At 59.3% G+C, this 15,162-nt stretch carries 13 protein-coding genes; 4 read left to right on the forward strand and 9 right to left on the reverse strand.

Annotated elements, in window-relative coordinates; genetic code table 11:
• Nucleotides 1-3: 3 nt before the first annotated feature.
• The 4 genes from AC1DE4_RS15605 to AC1DE4_RS15620 form a co-directional block, all read right to left on the reverse strand.
• On the reverse strand, nucleotides 4-462 hold the full coding sequence (locus AC1DE4_RS15605) for a (2Fe-2S)-binding protein (RefSeq protein ID WP_477881993.1): 459 nt from the start codon (nucleotides 460-462) through the stop codon (nucleotides 4-6).
• 254 nt (nucleotides 463-716) lie between these two features.
• A complete protein-coding gene (locus tag AC1DE4_RS15610) occupies nucleotides 717-1,424 on the reverse strand; it encodes a DUF2161 domain-containing phosphodiesterase (protein WP_018857580.1) in 708 nt (235 codons plus the stop codon).
• Between the two features lie 17 nt (nucleotides 1,425-1,441).
• The gene (locus AC1DE4_RS15615) at nucleotides 1,442-3,631 is read right to left on the reverse strand and encodes an anthranilate synthase (RefSeq protein WP_025660415.1); all 2,190 of its coding nucleotides are present in this window, start codon (nucleotides 3,629-3,631) and stop codon (nucleotides 1,442-1,444) included.
• A gap of 248 nt (nucleotides 3,632-3,879) precedes the next feature.
• Complete coding sequence (locus tag AC1DE4_RS15620; RefSeq protein ID WP_018857578.1) at nucleotides 3,880-6,183, reverse strand: TonB-dependent hemoglobin/transferrin/lactoferrin family receptor; 2,304 nt, start codon at nucleotides 6,181-6,183, stop codon at nucleotides 3,880-3,882.
• Between the two features lie 263 nt (nucleotides 6,184-6,446).
• Between AC1DE4_RS15620 and AC1DE4_RS15625 the strand changes: the two genes are divergently transcribed.
• Nucleotides 6,447-7,298, forward strand: coding sequence for an extensin-like domain-containing protein (locus AC1DE4_RS15625; protein ID WP_018857577.1), 852 nt, complete (start codon nucleotides 6,447-6,449; stop codon nucleotides 7,296-7,298).
• A gap of 53 nt (nucleotides 7,299-7,351) precedes the next feature.
• Here the strand turns inward: AC1DE4_RS15625 and AC1DE4_RS15630 are convergent, their stop codons facing one another.
• Together AC1DE4_RS15630 and AC1DE4_RS15635 are read right to left on the reverse strand one after the other, a co-directional pair.
• Nucleotides 7,352-7,606 carry a hypothetical protein gene (locus tag AC1DE4_RS15630; RefSeq protein ID WP_025660416.1) on the reverse strand — a complete coding sequence of 85 codons (255 nt, stop codon included), beginning with the start codon at nucleotides 7,604-7,606 and terminating at the stop codon, nucleotides 7,352-7,354.
• 56 nt (nucleotides 7,607-7,662) lie between these two features.
• Nucleotides 7,663-9,342: a formate--tetrahydrofolate ligase gene (locus tag AC1DE4_RS15635; RefSeq protein WP_025660417.1), complete on the reverse strand. Its 1,680-nt coding sequence runs from the start codon at nucleotides 9,340-9,342 to the stop codon at nucleotides 7,663-7,665.
• 155 nt (nucleotides 9,343-9,497) lie between these two features.
• Here AC1DE4_RS15635 and AC1DE4_RS15640 point away from each other — a divergent pair, with 155 nt between their 5' ends.
• Both AC1DE4_RS15640 and AC1DE4_RS15645 read left to right on the forward strand, forming a co-directional pair.
• On the forward strand, nucleotides 9,498-10,022 hold the full coding sequence (locus AC1DE4_RS15640; protein WP_062370295.1) for a TIGR00645 family protein: 525 nt from the start codon (nucleotides 9,498-9,500) through the stop codon (nucleotides 10,020-10,022).
• Between the two features lie 241 nt (nucleotides 10,023-10,263).
• Nucleotides 10,264-10,989, forward strand: a complete 726-nt coding sequence (locus tag AC1DE4_RS15645; RefSeq protein ID WP_025660418.1) for a helix-turn-helix transcriptional regulator — start codon at nucleotides 10,264-10,266, stop codon at nucleotides 10,987-10,989.
• A 9-nt stretch (nucleotides 10,990-10,998) separates the two neighbouring features.
• Here the strand turns inward: AC1DE4_RS15645 and AC1DE4_RS15650 are convergent, their stop codons facing one another.
• The 3 genes from AC1DE4_RS15650 to AC1DE4_RS15660 form a co-directional block, all read right to left on the reverse strand.
• Nucleotides 10,999-12,120: a DUF2333 family protein gene (locus AC1DE4_RS15650; protein ID WP_062370298.1), complete on the reverse strand. Its 1,122-nt coding sequence runs from the start codon at nucleotides 12,118-12,120 to the stop codon at nucleotides 10,999-11,001.
• Between the two features lie 75 nt (nucleotides 12,121-12,195).
• Complete coding sequence (locus tag AC1DE4_RS15655; protein ID WP_477881996.1) at nucleotides 12,196-13,290, reverse strand: hypothetical protein; 1,095 nt, start codon at nucleotides 13,288-13,290, stop codon at nucleotides 12,196-12,198.
• A 73-nt stretch (nucleotides 13,291-13,363) separates the two neighbouring features.
• Nucleotides 13,364-13,966, reverse strand: a complete 603-nt coding sequence (locus AC1DE4_RS15660; RefSeq protein ID WP_025660421.1) for a thymidine kinase — start codon at nucleotides 13,964-13,966, stop codon at nucleotides 13,364-13,366.
• Nucleotides 13,967-14,203: 237 nt separating this feature from the next.
• Between AC1DE4_RS15660 and AC1DE4_RS15665 the strand changes: the two genes are divergently transcribed.
• Complete coding sequence (locus AC1DE4_RS15665; RefSeq protein WP_025660422.1) at nucleotides 14,204-15,160, forward strand: choline ABC transporter substrate-binding protein; 957 nt, start codon at nucleotides 14,204-14,206, stop codon at nucleotides 15,158-15,160.
• The last annotated feature ends 2 nt before the right edge of the window (nucleotides 15,161-15,162 follow it).

The raw sequence follows: 15,162 nt of genomic DNA on the forward strand, positions 1-15,162 counted from the left end.
GGCTCAACCCTCCATCGAAGCAGCGGCGTTGTGAATGGCCGCGCGTATCCGGTGGTAGGTGGCGCATCGACAGATATTCCCGGCCATGGTACCGTCGATATCCTCGTCGGTCGGCTTGGGAATGTTCTGCAGCAACGAGACGGCCGACATGATCTGGCCCGACTGACAGTAGCCGCATTGCGGCACGTCGATCGCGATCCAGGCGGTTTTCACAGCCTCCGCTTCCTTGCCTTCGACCCCTTCGATCGTAATGATCTCGGAGCCCTCAGCTGTCGAAATCGGGGTAATGCAGGAGCGACGCGTAAAGCCGTCCATGTGCACAGTGCAGGCGCCGCATTGGGCGACGCCGCAACCGTATTTCGTGCCTGTCAACCTTTCAAAATCGCGGATAACCCATAGCAGCGGCGTATCCGGATCGCCGTCAAAAGTTCTTTTCTGTCCATTGAGCGTGAACGTAATCATGGTCGAGCCTCGGGATTGGCTGGACCCATTGCGGCCCCAGCGAGCGTCGCAGCATTTTTCACAACGGGTAAGCTAGGGCGATTGGAACGCCGCGACCACGGGCCTCCGATAAAGGTTGCGTTACTGGAGGTCCGGCCTATCGACCGCCGCACGTAGCTAAGCCGGCGTTCAATTGCGCGGTCCTGTAGCCAACAATCTTGGGGCTGCGTGCGCACAAGTGCTATGCCGGCGACCACTGCTCATTCCGGATGGCGTCAGAAATTCTCCGCCGGGTCAACGATACCTGTACTACCGCCTTCAGCAGCGATGCTGACGGATTGCGGCCAGCGGAGGAGCGCCGCTTCGCCCACTGCCGTCAGGGCATAGACGCCCTTGTCTCGCCGTTCGAACCAACCGTAGACATTGCCGAGCAGGATCTTCCCCGCGTCCGGCGCCAGCGTCTTCATGTCGCGCGGTCGCACCAAACCCTGCTGGAGTGCTGCAGCGCAGATCAGCGCACGCTGGCGATAGGCCGTCATGACAGGCGCACGCGTACTGCCGCCGACGGCGGGATCGCCGCGCCGGCGCTGATGTTCCCTGACCAGCCGCGACCGGCGTTTCGGATTTGTGCGCGGCATCGGCGAAACCGAGCTGACGATGACACTGACGTCGCCGCCGTCGGACACGCCGAGCATGCCGATCCCGAGGCGGCGGCAAAGATCGCGGTAGCGCTTGTCAGCCTCGCGCCCGCGTCCCTTGGCGGACACGCGGGCAGCGATCCACACCTCGTCGCTCATGGCGGCGCGATCGACCGCCTGCAGGACGAGCTCGAGGTTGAAGCTGAGCTTCAACTCGCACACCACCACGACAGGCGGCTCGCCCTCGGTCAAGCCGACGAGATCGCATCCGCCGATCTCGCCTTTGACGACATAGCCTGCCGCCTCCAGAAAGCCTTTGACCGGCAGATAGAGCGAGGTTTCCATCGAGAGCCGCGCCGCCGTCAGGCCGCCTTGGTCTTTGCCTTGCGTGAGAGATGGGCGACGACGTTCTCGATCATCCGCATGCCGGCATCGCCGCCAAGCGTCATGATCGATTCCGGGTGGAACTGCACCGCCGCGATCGGCTCCTTGGTGTGCTCGATACCCATGATCGTGCCGTCTTCGCTTTCCGCCGTGATCATGAATTCACGCGGCAGAGTCGATGGATCGGCGAAAATCGAGTGATAGCGGCCCACCGTCACTTCCTTGCCAAGGCCGGAGAAAACCAAACCAGGTTCAAGAATGCGGATACGCGACGGCTTGCCATGCATCGGCACTGCCAGATGGCGAAGCTCGCCGCCATAGGCTTCCGCCAATGCCTGCAGGCCGAGGCAGACGCCGAAGATCGGCAGGTTGCGCGCCCGCGCCTTCTTGATCGTCGCCTTGCAATCGAAGTCCTTCGGATTGCCGGGCCCCGGCGACAGCACGACGAGATCAGGATCCAGCCGGTCGAAGATTTCCTCCGGCACCGGTGTGCGCACGGTGGAGACCGTCGCCCCTGTCTGGCGGAAATAATTCGCCAACGTGTGCACGAAACTGTCTTCGTGGTCGACGAGCAGGATCTTGACGCCCTTGCCGACGACGGCAACGTCGCGGCTGACCTTGCCGGAGTTGCCGGCCTTGGCATCGCGGATGGCGGAAAGCATGGCGGAGGCCTTCAGTTCGGTTTCGGCTTCTTCTTCGTGCGGATCGGAATCGTTGAGCAAGGTCGCCCCTGCCCGGACTTCGGCGATGCCGTCCTTGATGCGCACGGTGCGCAGCGTCAGGCCAGTGTTCATGTCGCCGTTGAAGCCAACCATGCCGATCGCGCCGCCATACCAGGCGCGCGGGCTCTTCTCATGGCTTTCGATGAAGCGCATGGCCCAGAGTTTCGGCGCGCCGGTCACCGTCACGGCCCAGGCGTGGCTGAGGAAGCCGTCGAAGGCATCCATGTCGTCGCGAAGTCGGCCCTCGATGTGGTCGACGGTGTGGATGAGACGCGAATACATCTCGATCTGGCGGCGACCGATGACCTTGACCGAACCTGGCTCGCAGACGCGTGACTTGTCGTTGCGGTCGACGTCCGAGCACATCGTCAACTCGGACTCGTCCTTCTTGGAATTCAAGAGCTTCAGGATCTGCTCGCTGTCGGCGATCGGATCATCCCCGCGTTTGATCGTGCCCGAGATCGGGCAGGTTTCGATGCGGCGGCCCGACACTCGCACGAACATCTCAGGCGAAGCACCGACGAGATATTCCTGGTTGCCGAGATTGATGAAGAAGGAATAGGGCGACGGGTTGATCGCCTTCAGCCGCTTGGAAATGTCGGACGGCTTGCTGTCGCAGCGTTCCATGAATTTCTGGCCGGGAACCACTTCGAAGAGGTCGCCCTTGCGGAAGCTTTCCTTCGCCTTGACGACAAGATCGGCGTATTCGCCGGGGCGATGATCGCTCTTCGGTGGGATGGCATCCGTGCGCTGGAAGGGTTCGGCAGGAATGTCGCCCGCCTTGCCCTCGGTGGAAAGCCCGCCCTTTTCGAAATCGTAGCGGTCGATCCAGGCTTTGGCCGAGTAGTTGTCGACGACGAGGATCTCATCCGGCAGGTAGAGCACCATGTCGCGCTGGCCGGCCGGGCGCGTCAGCTTCAGATTGATCGCATCGAACTGGAAGGCAAGATCGTAGCCGAAGGCGCCATAGAGGCCGAGGCTCGCATCCGCCTTCGAATAGAAGAGATCGGTGACGGCGCGCAGCACCGTAAAGACGGTGGGGATCTTCGAGCGTTCTTCCTCGGTAAACGCGCGCTCCGGCGTCTTCACCGTTAGGTCGAGACGGCGTGCCGAGGTCGCACCGAGCACGAGGTCGGAAATTGTCTTCAAGCGCTCGGCGACAAAGGCGAGGATTACCGCACCACGCTCGTTGTAGGCTTCGATCCAAACCTGGCGGCCATTGCAGGAAATACCGAGCGGCGGATCGACGACGGCGGTGTCCCAACGTGTGTAACGGCCCGGATATTCGTAATTCGACGAGAAGACGGCACCGCGGCGCTCGTCGAGCTTGTCGATATAGGAGGAGACCGCATCGGCGTAAGGAATCGCGCGCCGCTGCCGGGTAACGGTGATACCGCCCCGGGTCTCGTAAATTTCCGCTCCGTCATCACGAAGGATCGTTACCATTGTTCCACTCCGTTATCGGGCCCGGATGACAGGCAGCCTTAAAAACAAAAAAGCCGCCTGGCGTTTTCCGGGCGGCTCATCGTCGTCTTTGGACACGATTGGTCGAGGCCGCCTCAGCGAGCCCACCACCAAACTGCAATATTCAAGGACGTGTTCATGGGCGAAATTGTTAGCGTGAGATCGGACCAAGCGCAAGAGCCGAAATCCGGGAATAAAAAGGGCGGCACAACGGCCGCCCTTCCCTCGCGTTAGAACCGCTGTACGAGCGAGATCTTGAACACCCGGCCAGGCTCCGAATAGAAGTCCAGCGGTTGCGCCGTATTGCTATTGCTTGGGACCGTCGTGTTGTTGAGGTCCTTAAGCGCAACGGCGTTGTAGTAGGTCTTATCGAACAGGTTGTAGATGCCGCCCTGGATACGCAGCCCCTTGGTCTGTTCCGGCTCCCACCAGGCCGTCAGATCGACAACGCCATAGCCAGGTGCGTCGAAGGTCCTGGTGTTGCCGTCACTGCGCATGCCGGCGGAGGTGACAAGCGACAGGTCCGTGCCCCAGGTTTCGCGCTGATAGCCGGCGCCGACAATTGCCTTGAGCGGCGCGACCGAGCGCAGATACTCGTTCGTGTCGGTGTCCTTGCCGTAGGCATAAGCAAGCGAGCCGTGGAGGTTGATGCCGTTGTCGAAGAGCTTATGTGCCTCCAATTCGACGCCCGATATCTGGACGCGATTTCGATTGAAATAGCTGGTCAGGCCCGCCGGATAGAGCGGATTGGCGAAGCTGGTCTCACTGTCGATGAAGTTCCGGTAGAGATTGTGGAACGCCGTGACGCGACCGCCCGTATCGCTATCACCGAAGTTCGCGCCGATCTCGAAACCGTTCGCCGTTTCCGGCTTCAGGTCGGGATTGCCGACGGTAGCGTAACCGAAGGCAGGGTTGGAGAAATCAAGATAGAGTTCATTGATGGTCGGCGCGCGGAAGGCCATTGACCATTGCGCAAAGAGTTCGACTGCGGGCGCGACCTGATAAGTTGCAAGCAGCTTCGGCGAGAAGCGCGAACCGTCGCTTCCATCAGGCAGGCCGTTGGCCGCAAAGCCCGGATTGTCTTCAAAGGCGGCCGTCTGCTTCGGGTCGTAGTCGTACCAGTCAAAGCGCAAACCGGGCGTGAGGGCAAAGCCGCTATTGCCGAAGGAGATCTTGTCATCGACGAAGAGGCCAAGGCGTGCTCCATCGACATCAGGAATATCAGCCTGGTCGGCATGAAGATTCGGGCATGAAAAGGCCTTCGCGGTAGCGCTGGCAGTTCCGAGAATGCAAGCGTCGAGGCCGTCGATGAAGGATGTCGCGTTGAAGAGCGAGACATCCCCGCCAATATTGACCTCGTGCTCAAATGTGCCCGTCGCAAAGCGGGACGTGAGGTTACCCGTCAAACCATAGTCGTTTTCCTGAATCTGGTTGTTGCGCAGCCAGGGGCCGGCGACGGTGCCGACGCGGGTACCCTCCGCACCTGCCTCACGGGTCAGACGCTGCCAGTAAAGGCTCATCCGTGCCGCATCAAAGGTCGAGTCAGCACTGGGCGCCTCGAACTGGTAATCCAACGAAACGCGTTCACGCCGATTGTCTTCCGTACCGTCATAGTCGCCGATCTTGTAGACTCGGGAAGAGCCGGTTGTTGCGCCCTGAAGGGTTTTCAGATCGGTCGTCGTATCGCGGCTGAAGCGTTCGGCGGTGATCCCAACCATGTGGCCGCCTTCCAGCTGCTGCCGCAGCTTGAAGAGCAGGTTGTTCTGGTCGTAGTCGGCCGGATTGGCCTCCGTGCGGGTCGGTCCGATGGTATCGACCTTGCCGTTGTTCTCGATCTCATGCCCCTTTCGATACGAGCCCTGGAACAGGACAGAGGTGTTGTTGATCTTCTTTGCAACAGCCAGAGAACCGCCAGCGCTGCGGTCGGTACCGTCATAGTCGAACTTGGTAACGCCGCCCCAATCACGGCCGGGCTCGATCAGATCCTCCGGCTCCAATGTGCGCAGGACAAATGCACCGGCGAGCGCGCCCGAACCGGCGCGGCTGGAGTCCGCACCGCGTACGACATCCAGCGTCGAAAGCGATTGGAAGTCGAAGGTATTCATGCCGCCGTCGGCGTTGGTGGTGTCCGTGATCGGGTTGGCGGCACGCGCAGCGTTCGACAGGAACGGGATCGGAACGCCATCCACCATCGTCGTAATGCGGGGACCACCAAGGCCGCGCAGGAAGGCACCGCCCTGCTTCGGCACATAGGTTACGCCCGGATCCACCGTGCGGCCAAAATCCGCAAGGTTGTTGACGTTCTTCTTGAGGATCGTTTCCTGCGTCGTCTGCGAGGCGAGCGGCGTGTCGGCAACGCTGCCGGGCTTAGCTGCAACGCGCTTGCCCTTGACCACGATCGGCTGCAGCACCGTGCTGTCGCCGGCAGACGCGGCGGGCTTCTCCGTCGTCTGTGCTAGTGAAATGGATGTAAGGCCGAGCGTGACGAATGCCGTGCAAGCCAAAAGAACCGAGCGCGAGTGCCGGACGATCATGAAAACAACCCCTTGAGAGAAATGTCACCGGGCTGGCTGGTCGTGGCGCGGTTGCGCTTTCGATGGGCTGGCTAGGCTTTCAGGCAAGATTTCTCGCCTTCTTTTCGCGCATAAAAAACATGACTATAATTGTCAATATATCAGACCCGCGATATCTTGATTTAATAAGTCATATTTATACCGTAGCAATCAACGTTGCGAAATTGCAACGAAAACCGCATCCGCACGTTCTCTCCCCGGGGCGAACGTACAAGGGTGGATGTGTGAAGAAGATCATCGTGATACTGGCGGCGCTGAGCTGCATTGGCCTCCTGACCAACGCAGGCCTGCCGGAGAAAGGCCCTCGACCTGAAATCCGTCCGGGTAAATCAATTACAGCAGAACCCACGCCAGGACTTCCCCCTAAGCCCGAACCAAAACCGGAAAGGCCCGATACCGAAACGCCGCCGGTCACTCAGCCGCCTTCCGGCTCTTCTCCTCCGTTGGAAAAGCAGGGGCCGAAGCTCCCCTCCCAGCAGACGCTCGAGGAGCAACACCTGACAATCGCCCCCGAGAGCGATGCGGAACATTCTGAATGTGTGAAGGAGCTTCAGGCCCTTGGCGTCGTCTTCAAGGACATCTCGCGCATCGATGATGGCAACGGTTGCGGCATCGACAAGCCCATCAAGGTCACCGAGGTCCTTCCGGGCATCAAGATAAAACCGGATGCCGTCTTCCGATGCCCCGTGGCTCTCGGCCTCGCCCGCTGGATGAAGGAAAGTGTCATCCCGGCCGCCCGCGTTGCCGCGCCGGATCAGGGGAGCATAGTCGGCATCAACCAGGCATCATCCTACATCTGTCGCCTGCGCAATGGTGCCGAGACCGGCAAGGTGTCCGAGCATGCCCGCGGCAACGCGATCGACATCGCAAGTTTCAGCTTCGAAAAAGGGAAGGATATCGCCGTGCAGCCTCGCCGCGAGGATTCGACTCTGATCGGTGCCTTCCAGCGCACAGTCAGTTCCGCAGGCTGCCTCTTCTTCACGACAGTGCTGGATCCGGAAAGCGATGCAGCACACGAAACCCACTTCCACCTCGATGTCTTGGAACGCAAGGGCGGATATCGCTACTGTCATTAGCAAGCTTCGCCAATGTCCCTTATCGCGGCTCTCGGCCATCCGTCGACGTCAACTCACTTGTCCGAACGCCGCGTACAGACATAAGGCTTCTTGATGCAGGCTATCTTAGGCGTGGAGCAATTGGCCTTGGCGTCGACCACGGTACAGATCGAACATTGATCGTTGAACTCCACGCAGTCGGGATTGCCCTTCATGAAGTCGGCCATGCTTTGTTCGGTAGCAACCGACTCACCGGTCGCAGCGCTGCTTGCCATCACAGAAACAACTGCAGCCACGGCAAAAACGCAGCTTCGCCAATAGGCCGACATTATCGGTTCCAAATTGATAGGCTGGGACAATAAGCTCTCCCGTCCTTAATCGAAGATTAGAACAACCCTTCGATATACCCTTGATCGTTCAAGTAAATCCGCTCCGCCGACGGCGATCTCGGCAGGCCGGGCATGGTCATGATCTCGCCTGTGATGGCAACAACGAAGCCCGCGCCCGCCGATAGGCGAACTTCACGGACCGGCACGATATGCCCTTCCGGCGCACCCCGCAGGTTCGGATCGGTTGAGAAGGAGTACTGCGTCTTGGCCATGCAGACCGGCAGGTGTCCATAACCCTGCTCTTCCCAGGCAAGCAATTGGTCCCTCACCGCCTTGTCAGCGGTCACCTCTCCTGCGTGATAAATCTTCGAAGCGACGATCTCGATCTTCTCGAACAGGGAGACATCGTCGGGATAAAGCGGCTCGAATCTCGACTGTCCCGATTCCGCGAGCTCGACCACCTTGTAAGCAAGCTCCTCGATACCGGCAGAGCCCTCGGCCCAGTGCCGGCAGAGGATCGCTTCTGCCCCGAGGCGCGAGACATACTCCTTCACCGCAGCGATTTCCGCATCGGTGTCCGAGATAAAATGATTAATGGCAACGACAACCGGAACGCCGAACTTGCGAACGTTGGCGACATGGCGCCCGAGATTGGAGCAGCCCTTTCTCAGCGCAGCGACATTCTCCGTTCCGAGATCTTCCTTCTTTACACCGCCGTTCATCTTGAGCGCACGCACCGTCGCAACGATGACGGCGGCATCCGGCTTCAGTCCCGCCTTGCGGCACTTGATATCGAAGAATTTCTCGGCTCCGAGATCCGCGCCGAAGCCCGCCTCGGTCACGACATAGTCGCCAAGCTTCAACGCCGTTTTCGTCGCAATCACCGAGTTGCAGCCGTGGGCAATGTTGGCGAAGGGGCCGCCATGGACGAAGGCCGGATTGTTTTCCAGCGTCTGGACGAGGTTCGGCTGCATGGCGTCCTTCAGAAGAACCGCCATAGCCCCATCGGCCTTCAGGTCGCGGGCATAGACGGCCGACTTGTCGCGACGGTAGCCGATGATGATGTTGCCGAGGCGTTCTTCCAGATCCTCGAGGTCCTTGGCGAGGCAAAGAATGGCCATCACCTCGGAAGCGACCGTGATGTCGAAGCCGTTCTGCCGGGGAAAGCCGTTGGCCACACCACCCAGCGAAGAGACCATCTCGCGCAGCGCCCGATCGTTCATATCCATGACGCGCCGCCACGTGACGCGCCTGAGGTCAATATCCTGTTCGTTGCCCCAATAGATGTGATTGTCGACCATCGCTGCGAGCAAATTGTGGGCCGACGTGATCGCATGGAAATCACCGGTGAAATGCAGGTTGATGTCTTCCATCGGAATGACCTGGGCATAGCCGCCGCCCGCCGCCCCGCCCTTCACTCCGAAGCATGGCCCAAGCGAGGCCTCGCGGATGCAGACGATCGCCTTCTTGCCGATCCGGTTCAGCCCGTCGCCGAGACCGACGGTCGTTGTCGTCTTGCCCTCGCCTGCCGGGGTCGGATTGATTGCCGTGACGAGGATCAGCTTGCCGTCGGGCCTGTCTGCCTGCGCGGCAATGAATTGCGCGCTGAGCTTAGCCTTGTCATGCCCATAAGGCGCCAATTGCTCGGCCGGAATACCGAGCTTTGCACCGATCTCGAAGATCGGTCTCTTGTTCGCCGCGCGCGCGATCTCGATGTCGGACTTGTGTGCTGCCATCCCCGTTCCCCGGTTTTCTGCGCTCGATAGGCGCGGCCATATTGTTTCAACGGGATAGCGAAATATGCCGAGACTGTGAATAGCGCGCTGGTTGCCCAACGCTCATCCAAGCCGCTATCTGTCAGGCATTGATTCTAACATTGCGAGGACCGGACATGAAATCACTCGAACTGATTGTCGAGCGCATCATCCTTTCGAGCCGTTGGATACTCGTCGCCTTCTATCTCGGTCTCGCTCTTGCGCTCGCCGTGTACGCCGTGTCCTTCGGTTACAAATTCCTTAAGGTGGCGGGCGGCGTGTTTGTCCTCAACGAGGGGGAAATGATCCTGGCCATGCTCGGCCTGATTGATGCAGCCCTGGTCGCGAGCCTCATCGTTATGGTGATGATCTCCGGGTACGAGAACTTCGTCAGCCGCTTTGACGAGAGCGAAGAAGACGTCTCGTTCATTGGCAAGCTCGACGCCGGCAGCCTCAAGGTCAAGGTGGCCTCGTCGATCGTGGCAATTTCATCGATTCACCTCCTCCAGGTCTTCCTGAATGCCGAGCAATACACCGACAGCAAAATCATGTGGCTGACGGCAATGCATCTTGCGTTCGTCGTCTCCGCGGTGATGCTCGGTTTCCTCGAGCAGCTGACAAAAAAGGCCAAGGGTGAAGGACAAGGTCTGATCGCCAAGTGATTCGAAGACGCTTTGCGCTATTCTCCGGCGAACCCGTGTGCTTTCCTGCGGCGTAGAAGAGGAACTCGATTGTGCCTGAAGTTGCGTTTTTGGAAAACAAAAACGCAACCATGGGACGATCCGCTGTGGTTAAAGTAATACATTTGAAATTAATCGCTGCGCGCCTCCCCGTTTCGCACTAGCAAATATATCAGTTTGCATATTCTATGGCGCTGATATGAAGGTCAGCAGGGACGCATCGATGTCTTACATGACTACCTTGGAAAGACAGTTGTCCCTGGCCACAGAGATTTCAGCTGTCAATACCAGGGCCGAATTCGCGCAAGTTCTTGTAAAGGTAGCCCGCGCCTACGGCTTCCGGCATATCACGCTGTTGCTCGCGCCCGCTCCTGAAAGCGTCCTCCTCAAGGCTCTGGTCATCGAAACAACGCTTCCGTCCGCATACTTCAATCAGTTCGACCGCGCCCGCATCATGCGTTTTCCAATGCTGGCAATGGGCATGAGCGAGTCGGCCCTGCCGCGCTCATGGAGCCTTCTGGACAGTTCCTCCGCCGAAATTTTCCCCAATGAGTTGAGCAAACTTCTGCATCACTTCGGCATACCGACAGGCGTTGCGGTGCCCGCCTACACTCGCGACGGCGAGCGCATCCTGTTTTGGCTGGCCGGCGACCGCCCACTGCTCGCGCAGACCGAGCTCAACGAACTCACCATTGCGATCCTCCATCTGCTCGACGCGTATCATCGCACGCAGCATTCGAAGCTTCCGGAACACACGCCCCTTTCCGCTCGCGAACGCGAGGTCGTCCGGTGGACGGCGCAGGGAAAAACGTCGATCGAGATCGGCCAGATCCTCTCGCTATCCGACCACACAGTGAATGCCTACATGACGAGCGCCATCAAGAAGCTCGACTGTGTGAACCGGACGCAGCTTGTCGCCAAGGCGATCCGTATGAAGCTGATCAACTAAGCAAAGCGCTCAGCGATCGAGCACGGAGCGGACCTCGACGAGGTTCGACCGGACGCGGAGAATATAGAAGCCCATCGTTGCCAGATGGCTCGGCATAAGCCAGCCGTCTTCCCGGCCGTTAGAAATGATTGCCGGCTGGATCTTCAGTGCCGCCTGGAACTGTCTCATTGTTGCGCCAAAGATGGCGCCCAGATTGCGCTCCGCGATAACTTGAGAAAAGTCTGACTGTGCAGCCGCCAGGATGGCGTAATAAGCGTAAAGCTGACCATAGGCGAACCAGAAGCGATCGTCTGCACGTGTATCGAACCAGCCCCGATGATGGTTCTGCGAGCGGTCCGCGAGCACGTCGGAGGTACTGCCGAGATCGTTTGCGATGCGGTCGATGAACTGGATCAGGTTATCCGCCCGCCCATCGAAGATGGCGTTGCAGGCGGCGAGGTCGGTATTGAACTTGCGCAGGCTGTCGAGCGCCGAGCGATAATAGCTCGGCGTCGGTGTCTTCGGTCCGAACGGATCAAGGCCGAAGTACCAGCTGTACTCGTCGAATTGCAGGTTGCCGCGCGCCTTCTGCAGATCGTTATTGATCCCTGACGTCCCGCGGACGCGCCCGAGCGTATCGACGAGTTCGACCGAGGTGCGGCGAACCGCCTGGTTTACGCCCCGCTGGAACGACGCCTTGTTGTCGAGAAACGGCGTGTGATCCCAGTCGATGCCGAAGAAGCCGAGACGGTAGAGAAGCATGGAGGAGATCCACGCATTCTGGTTGACGTTGAAATCGGTCAGGTCGGCGGCGACATCGACGATCGCCGACCGCTGGCAAGTCTTGGCTGCCGCTCCGTCTGTTGACGGCAGCTCCTGGCCGGCAGGAACCTTGCGCTCGGAAAGTCTGTACTCATTCACGAAGGAGGGATTGAAGTTAGACCAGACCTGCGTCTGCCAAATGAAATAGCAATAGAGGACAGCAAGAAGCGCGATCAGACCAAGGATCGGCAAGCGGATCATCCAAGTCCGCTGAACGTACCAGCCGCGGGCAGCGATGAATGGCCAGAAAGCCCAGGCAAAGAAAACCCGCGCCCAGCGTCCGATTGTTCGGCCGATCAGCCTGAAAAAACCGGCGATCCGGTCGAGCATCGTCTTCTCCTTGATAAGCTTGGTCTGCGCACTGACATATGCGCTCGCTCCAGGAAGAACAATATCGTGCTGATATTATTGTTTCTTCGGCCAGAAGCCAGGACGCAGAAAACGGAAGCGCAGTCGCCTGGAGATTTCCGTCGTATCGATGATCGGCACTGCGAAGCCCTCCTCCGGCTCCTGCCGGAAGGCTTCGAACTTGCTCGCGAAGACGGCGTCGGCGGCCCGCTTGCGCTGCTCCAATTCCTGTGGCGCCAGCATGTTGCGCTCAAACAATTCAATCGGACCGGCGATGGCGGGAAAGAGCTCCGCTGAAATCTGAACCTTCGATCCCGGGATGTCGGTGTCGACTTGCGCCTGATAGATCAGCAGCCGCTCTTCGGTGTCTATCAACATCTTGCGCCTGAGGGCGTTGCACTGGCCCACCTGGCTATTCAGCGCATCGACGAAGACCTGGAAGAGATTGATGAAGCGTTCGCGGCGCTGGCTCTCCTCGCGCATTCCGTGTTCCTCATCGGCAACGCGGTCGGCCTCCGCTTTCAGCGAGCGCCGCTCTTGTTCCATAAGCTCCCATTCGGCTCTGCTTCCGTATAGGCCGATCCTGCCCTGCGTCGTCAGTGCCTTAGCGTTCAATTCCCGGATGCGAAGGCGGGCGATGTCGATCTTTTCGACAAGCCGACGGCGCTGCTCGACGATGCCGATCAGCCCATGCTCACCCAGCTTGTGAAAGTCGATCGCAATCGTGCGGTAGATCGCGATGACACCTGCCGTGGCTTCGGACTTCACCAGCAGGTCGCGCAGCCGCTCCACGACAGGGGCTGCGCGCACGCGCGCGCTGTGGCGACGCCACATCCGCTGGCGCGAAAAACGACCGATCAATCTTTCGCCGGCGGTCAGGCCACGGAAACCATCGAGATCCGCCGAAATCTTGACCGTCAGCGTGTCGAGGACGAAGACGAGCTCCGCAAGGAGATTGGTCAAGCTCGCGCCGTTTGCGACAAACGCCTGGAAGCGGCCATTCTCGACCAGAAAGCGTTCGTCATCGACGGCAGCCGCCTGTCGTGCGAACTCGTTGATGAATTCGACGCAGACCTTGGCTTCAAGACGCAATTGCTCCGCGAGTGCTCGCGCGGCTTCGAGCTGGGTATCGAAGGAGAAGGGCTTGCGCACCGGGCGGCTCCATGAATCGGTTATCGCGAACCTAGCGCATAAGCTGCCAAACCGGAATCACTTTGAGGACCGGTCACACCGCCGTGGCGAGCCATTCCCCGTTCACGGCATCATCCCAGTGACGCCGGCAGAGCGAGACGTATTTTTCGTTGCCGCCGACATCGATCTGTGCGCCTTCGCGCAGCACCTTTCCATTTGCGTCGAGACGCACCACCATCGTCGCCTTGCGTCCGCAATGGCAGATGGTCCGCACCTCGCGCATCTCGTCGGCAATCGCCAGAAGCTCCTGCGACGCCGGGAAGAGTTGGCCCTGGAAATCAGTCCTCAGGCCATAAACCATGACGGGTATGTTCATGCGATCGACAACCCGGGCGAGTTGCCAGACCTGCTCGCGCGTCATGAAGTGAGCTTCATCGACAAAGACGCAGGCGATCGGCTCTCCCTCCTTGCCGAGTTCGCCGATCAAGGCCTGGAGGTCAGCTTCCGGTTCGAAGGCGACGGCGCTTGCCTGCAGACCGATCCGAGACCCGATAATCCCCTTTCCAGCGCGCTCGTCGAAGGCCGCAATCAGCAGAACGACACGCATGCCGCGCTCCTCGTAGTTGTAGGCGGCTTGCAGCAGCATCGTCGACTTGCCGGCGTTCATGGTCGAGTAGTTGAAATAGAGTTTTGCCATCGTTTTCTCCGTCTTTCGCTTCTTGGAAGCTCGAAACCTCGAAGAAAAGTCCCTCATTCTGATAGTCACAGGAAATTCAGGACCAAAAATCGCCAAAAACCTTTGAAATCTCAGCGCTGGCGGAAAAATGACCCACGTCGCAATCGAGTACTGCAATGCGGCGCAAACGCGCTGAGGTCGCTTGTAAAACTCGGCTATTGGTGCTTGGCTTGGGAACGTAAGACTGGGAGTCTATAAATGAAAACGACAAGCGCATTCAGACTGATCACCGCCACCGCAGTTGCCGCTCTCTCTGTCGCAACCGCTGCATTCGCCGCAGATCCGGACAGTTGTTCCACCGTTCATTTTTCGGACGTCGGCTGGACTGACATCACGTCCACAACGGCGACTGCAGCAGTCGTGCTGAAGGGACTAGGCTATACCCCTGACGTCAAAGTTCTTTCCGTGCCGGTAACCTACCAATCGCTAAAGAACAAGGACATCGACATCTTCCTCGGCAACTGGATGCCGACACAGGAAAAAGACGTTCGCCCCTTCCTTGATGATAAATCGGTCGAATCCTTCGGACCGAATCTCGTCGGCGCAAAATACACATTGGCGACCAACGCCAAGGGCGCTGAGCTCGGCATCAAGGATTTCAAGGATATTGCAGCTCACAAGGATGACCTTGACGGCAAGATCTACGGCATCGAGCCCGGAAACGACGGTAACCGCCTCGTCATGGATCTGATCGAAAAGAACACCTTCGGCCTCAAGGGCATGGAAGTGGTCGAGTCTTCCGAACAGGGCATGCTGGCGCAGGTGGCTCGCTCCGAGAAGGAAGGCAAGCCCGTTGTCTTCCTCGGCTGGGAGCCGCATCCGATGAACGACAACTTCAAGCTGACCTATCTGACCGGTGGTGACGATGTCTTCGGGCCGGACTTCGGCGGCGCGAAGGTTTTCACCAACGTGCGCGCGGGCTATCTCAATGAGTGCCCGAACGTCGGTGCATTGCTCAAGAACATGGTTTTCTCCCTCGAGATGGAAAACCAGATCATGGGCAAGATCCTGAACGACGGCGATGAGCCGGAAAAGGCAGCGACAGAGTGGCTGAAGGCCAATCCTTCCGCGCTTGACCCCTGGCTTGCCGGCGTCAAGGCGCGCGATGACAGCGGCGATGGCCTCGCGGTCGTCAAGAAGAGCCTCGGCCTCTGATA

Source organism: Rhizobium sp. 10N414 (genome assembly GCF_056394785.1).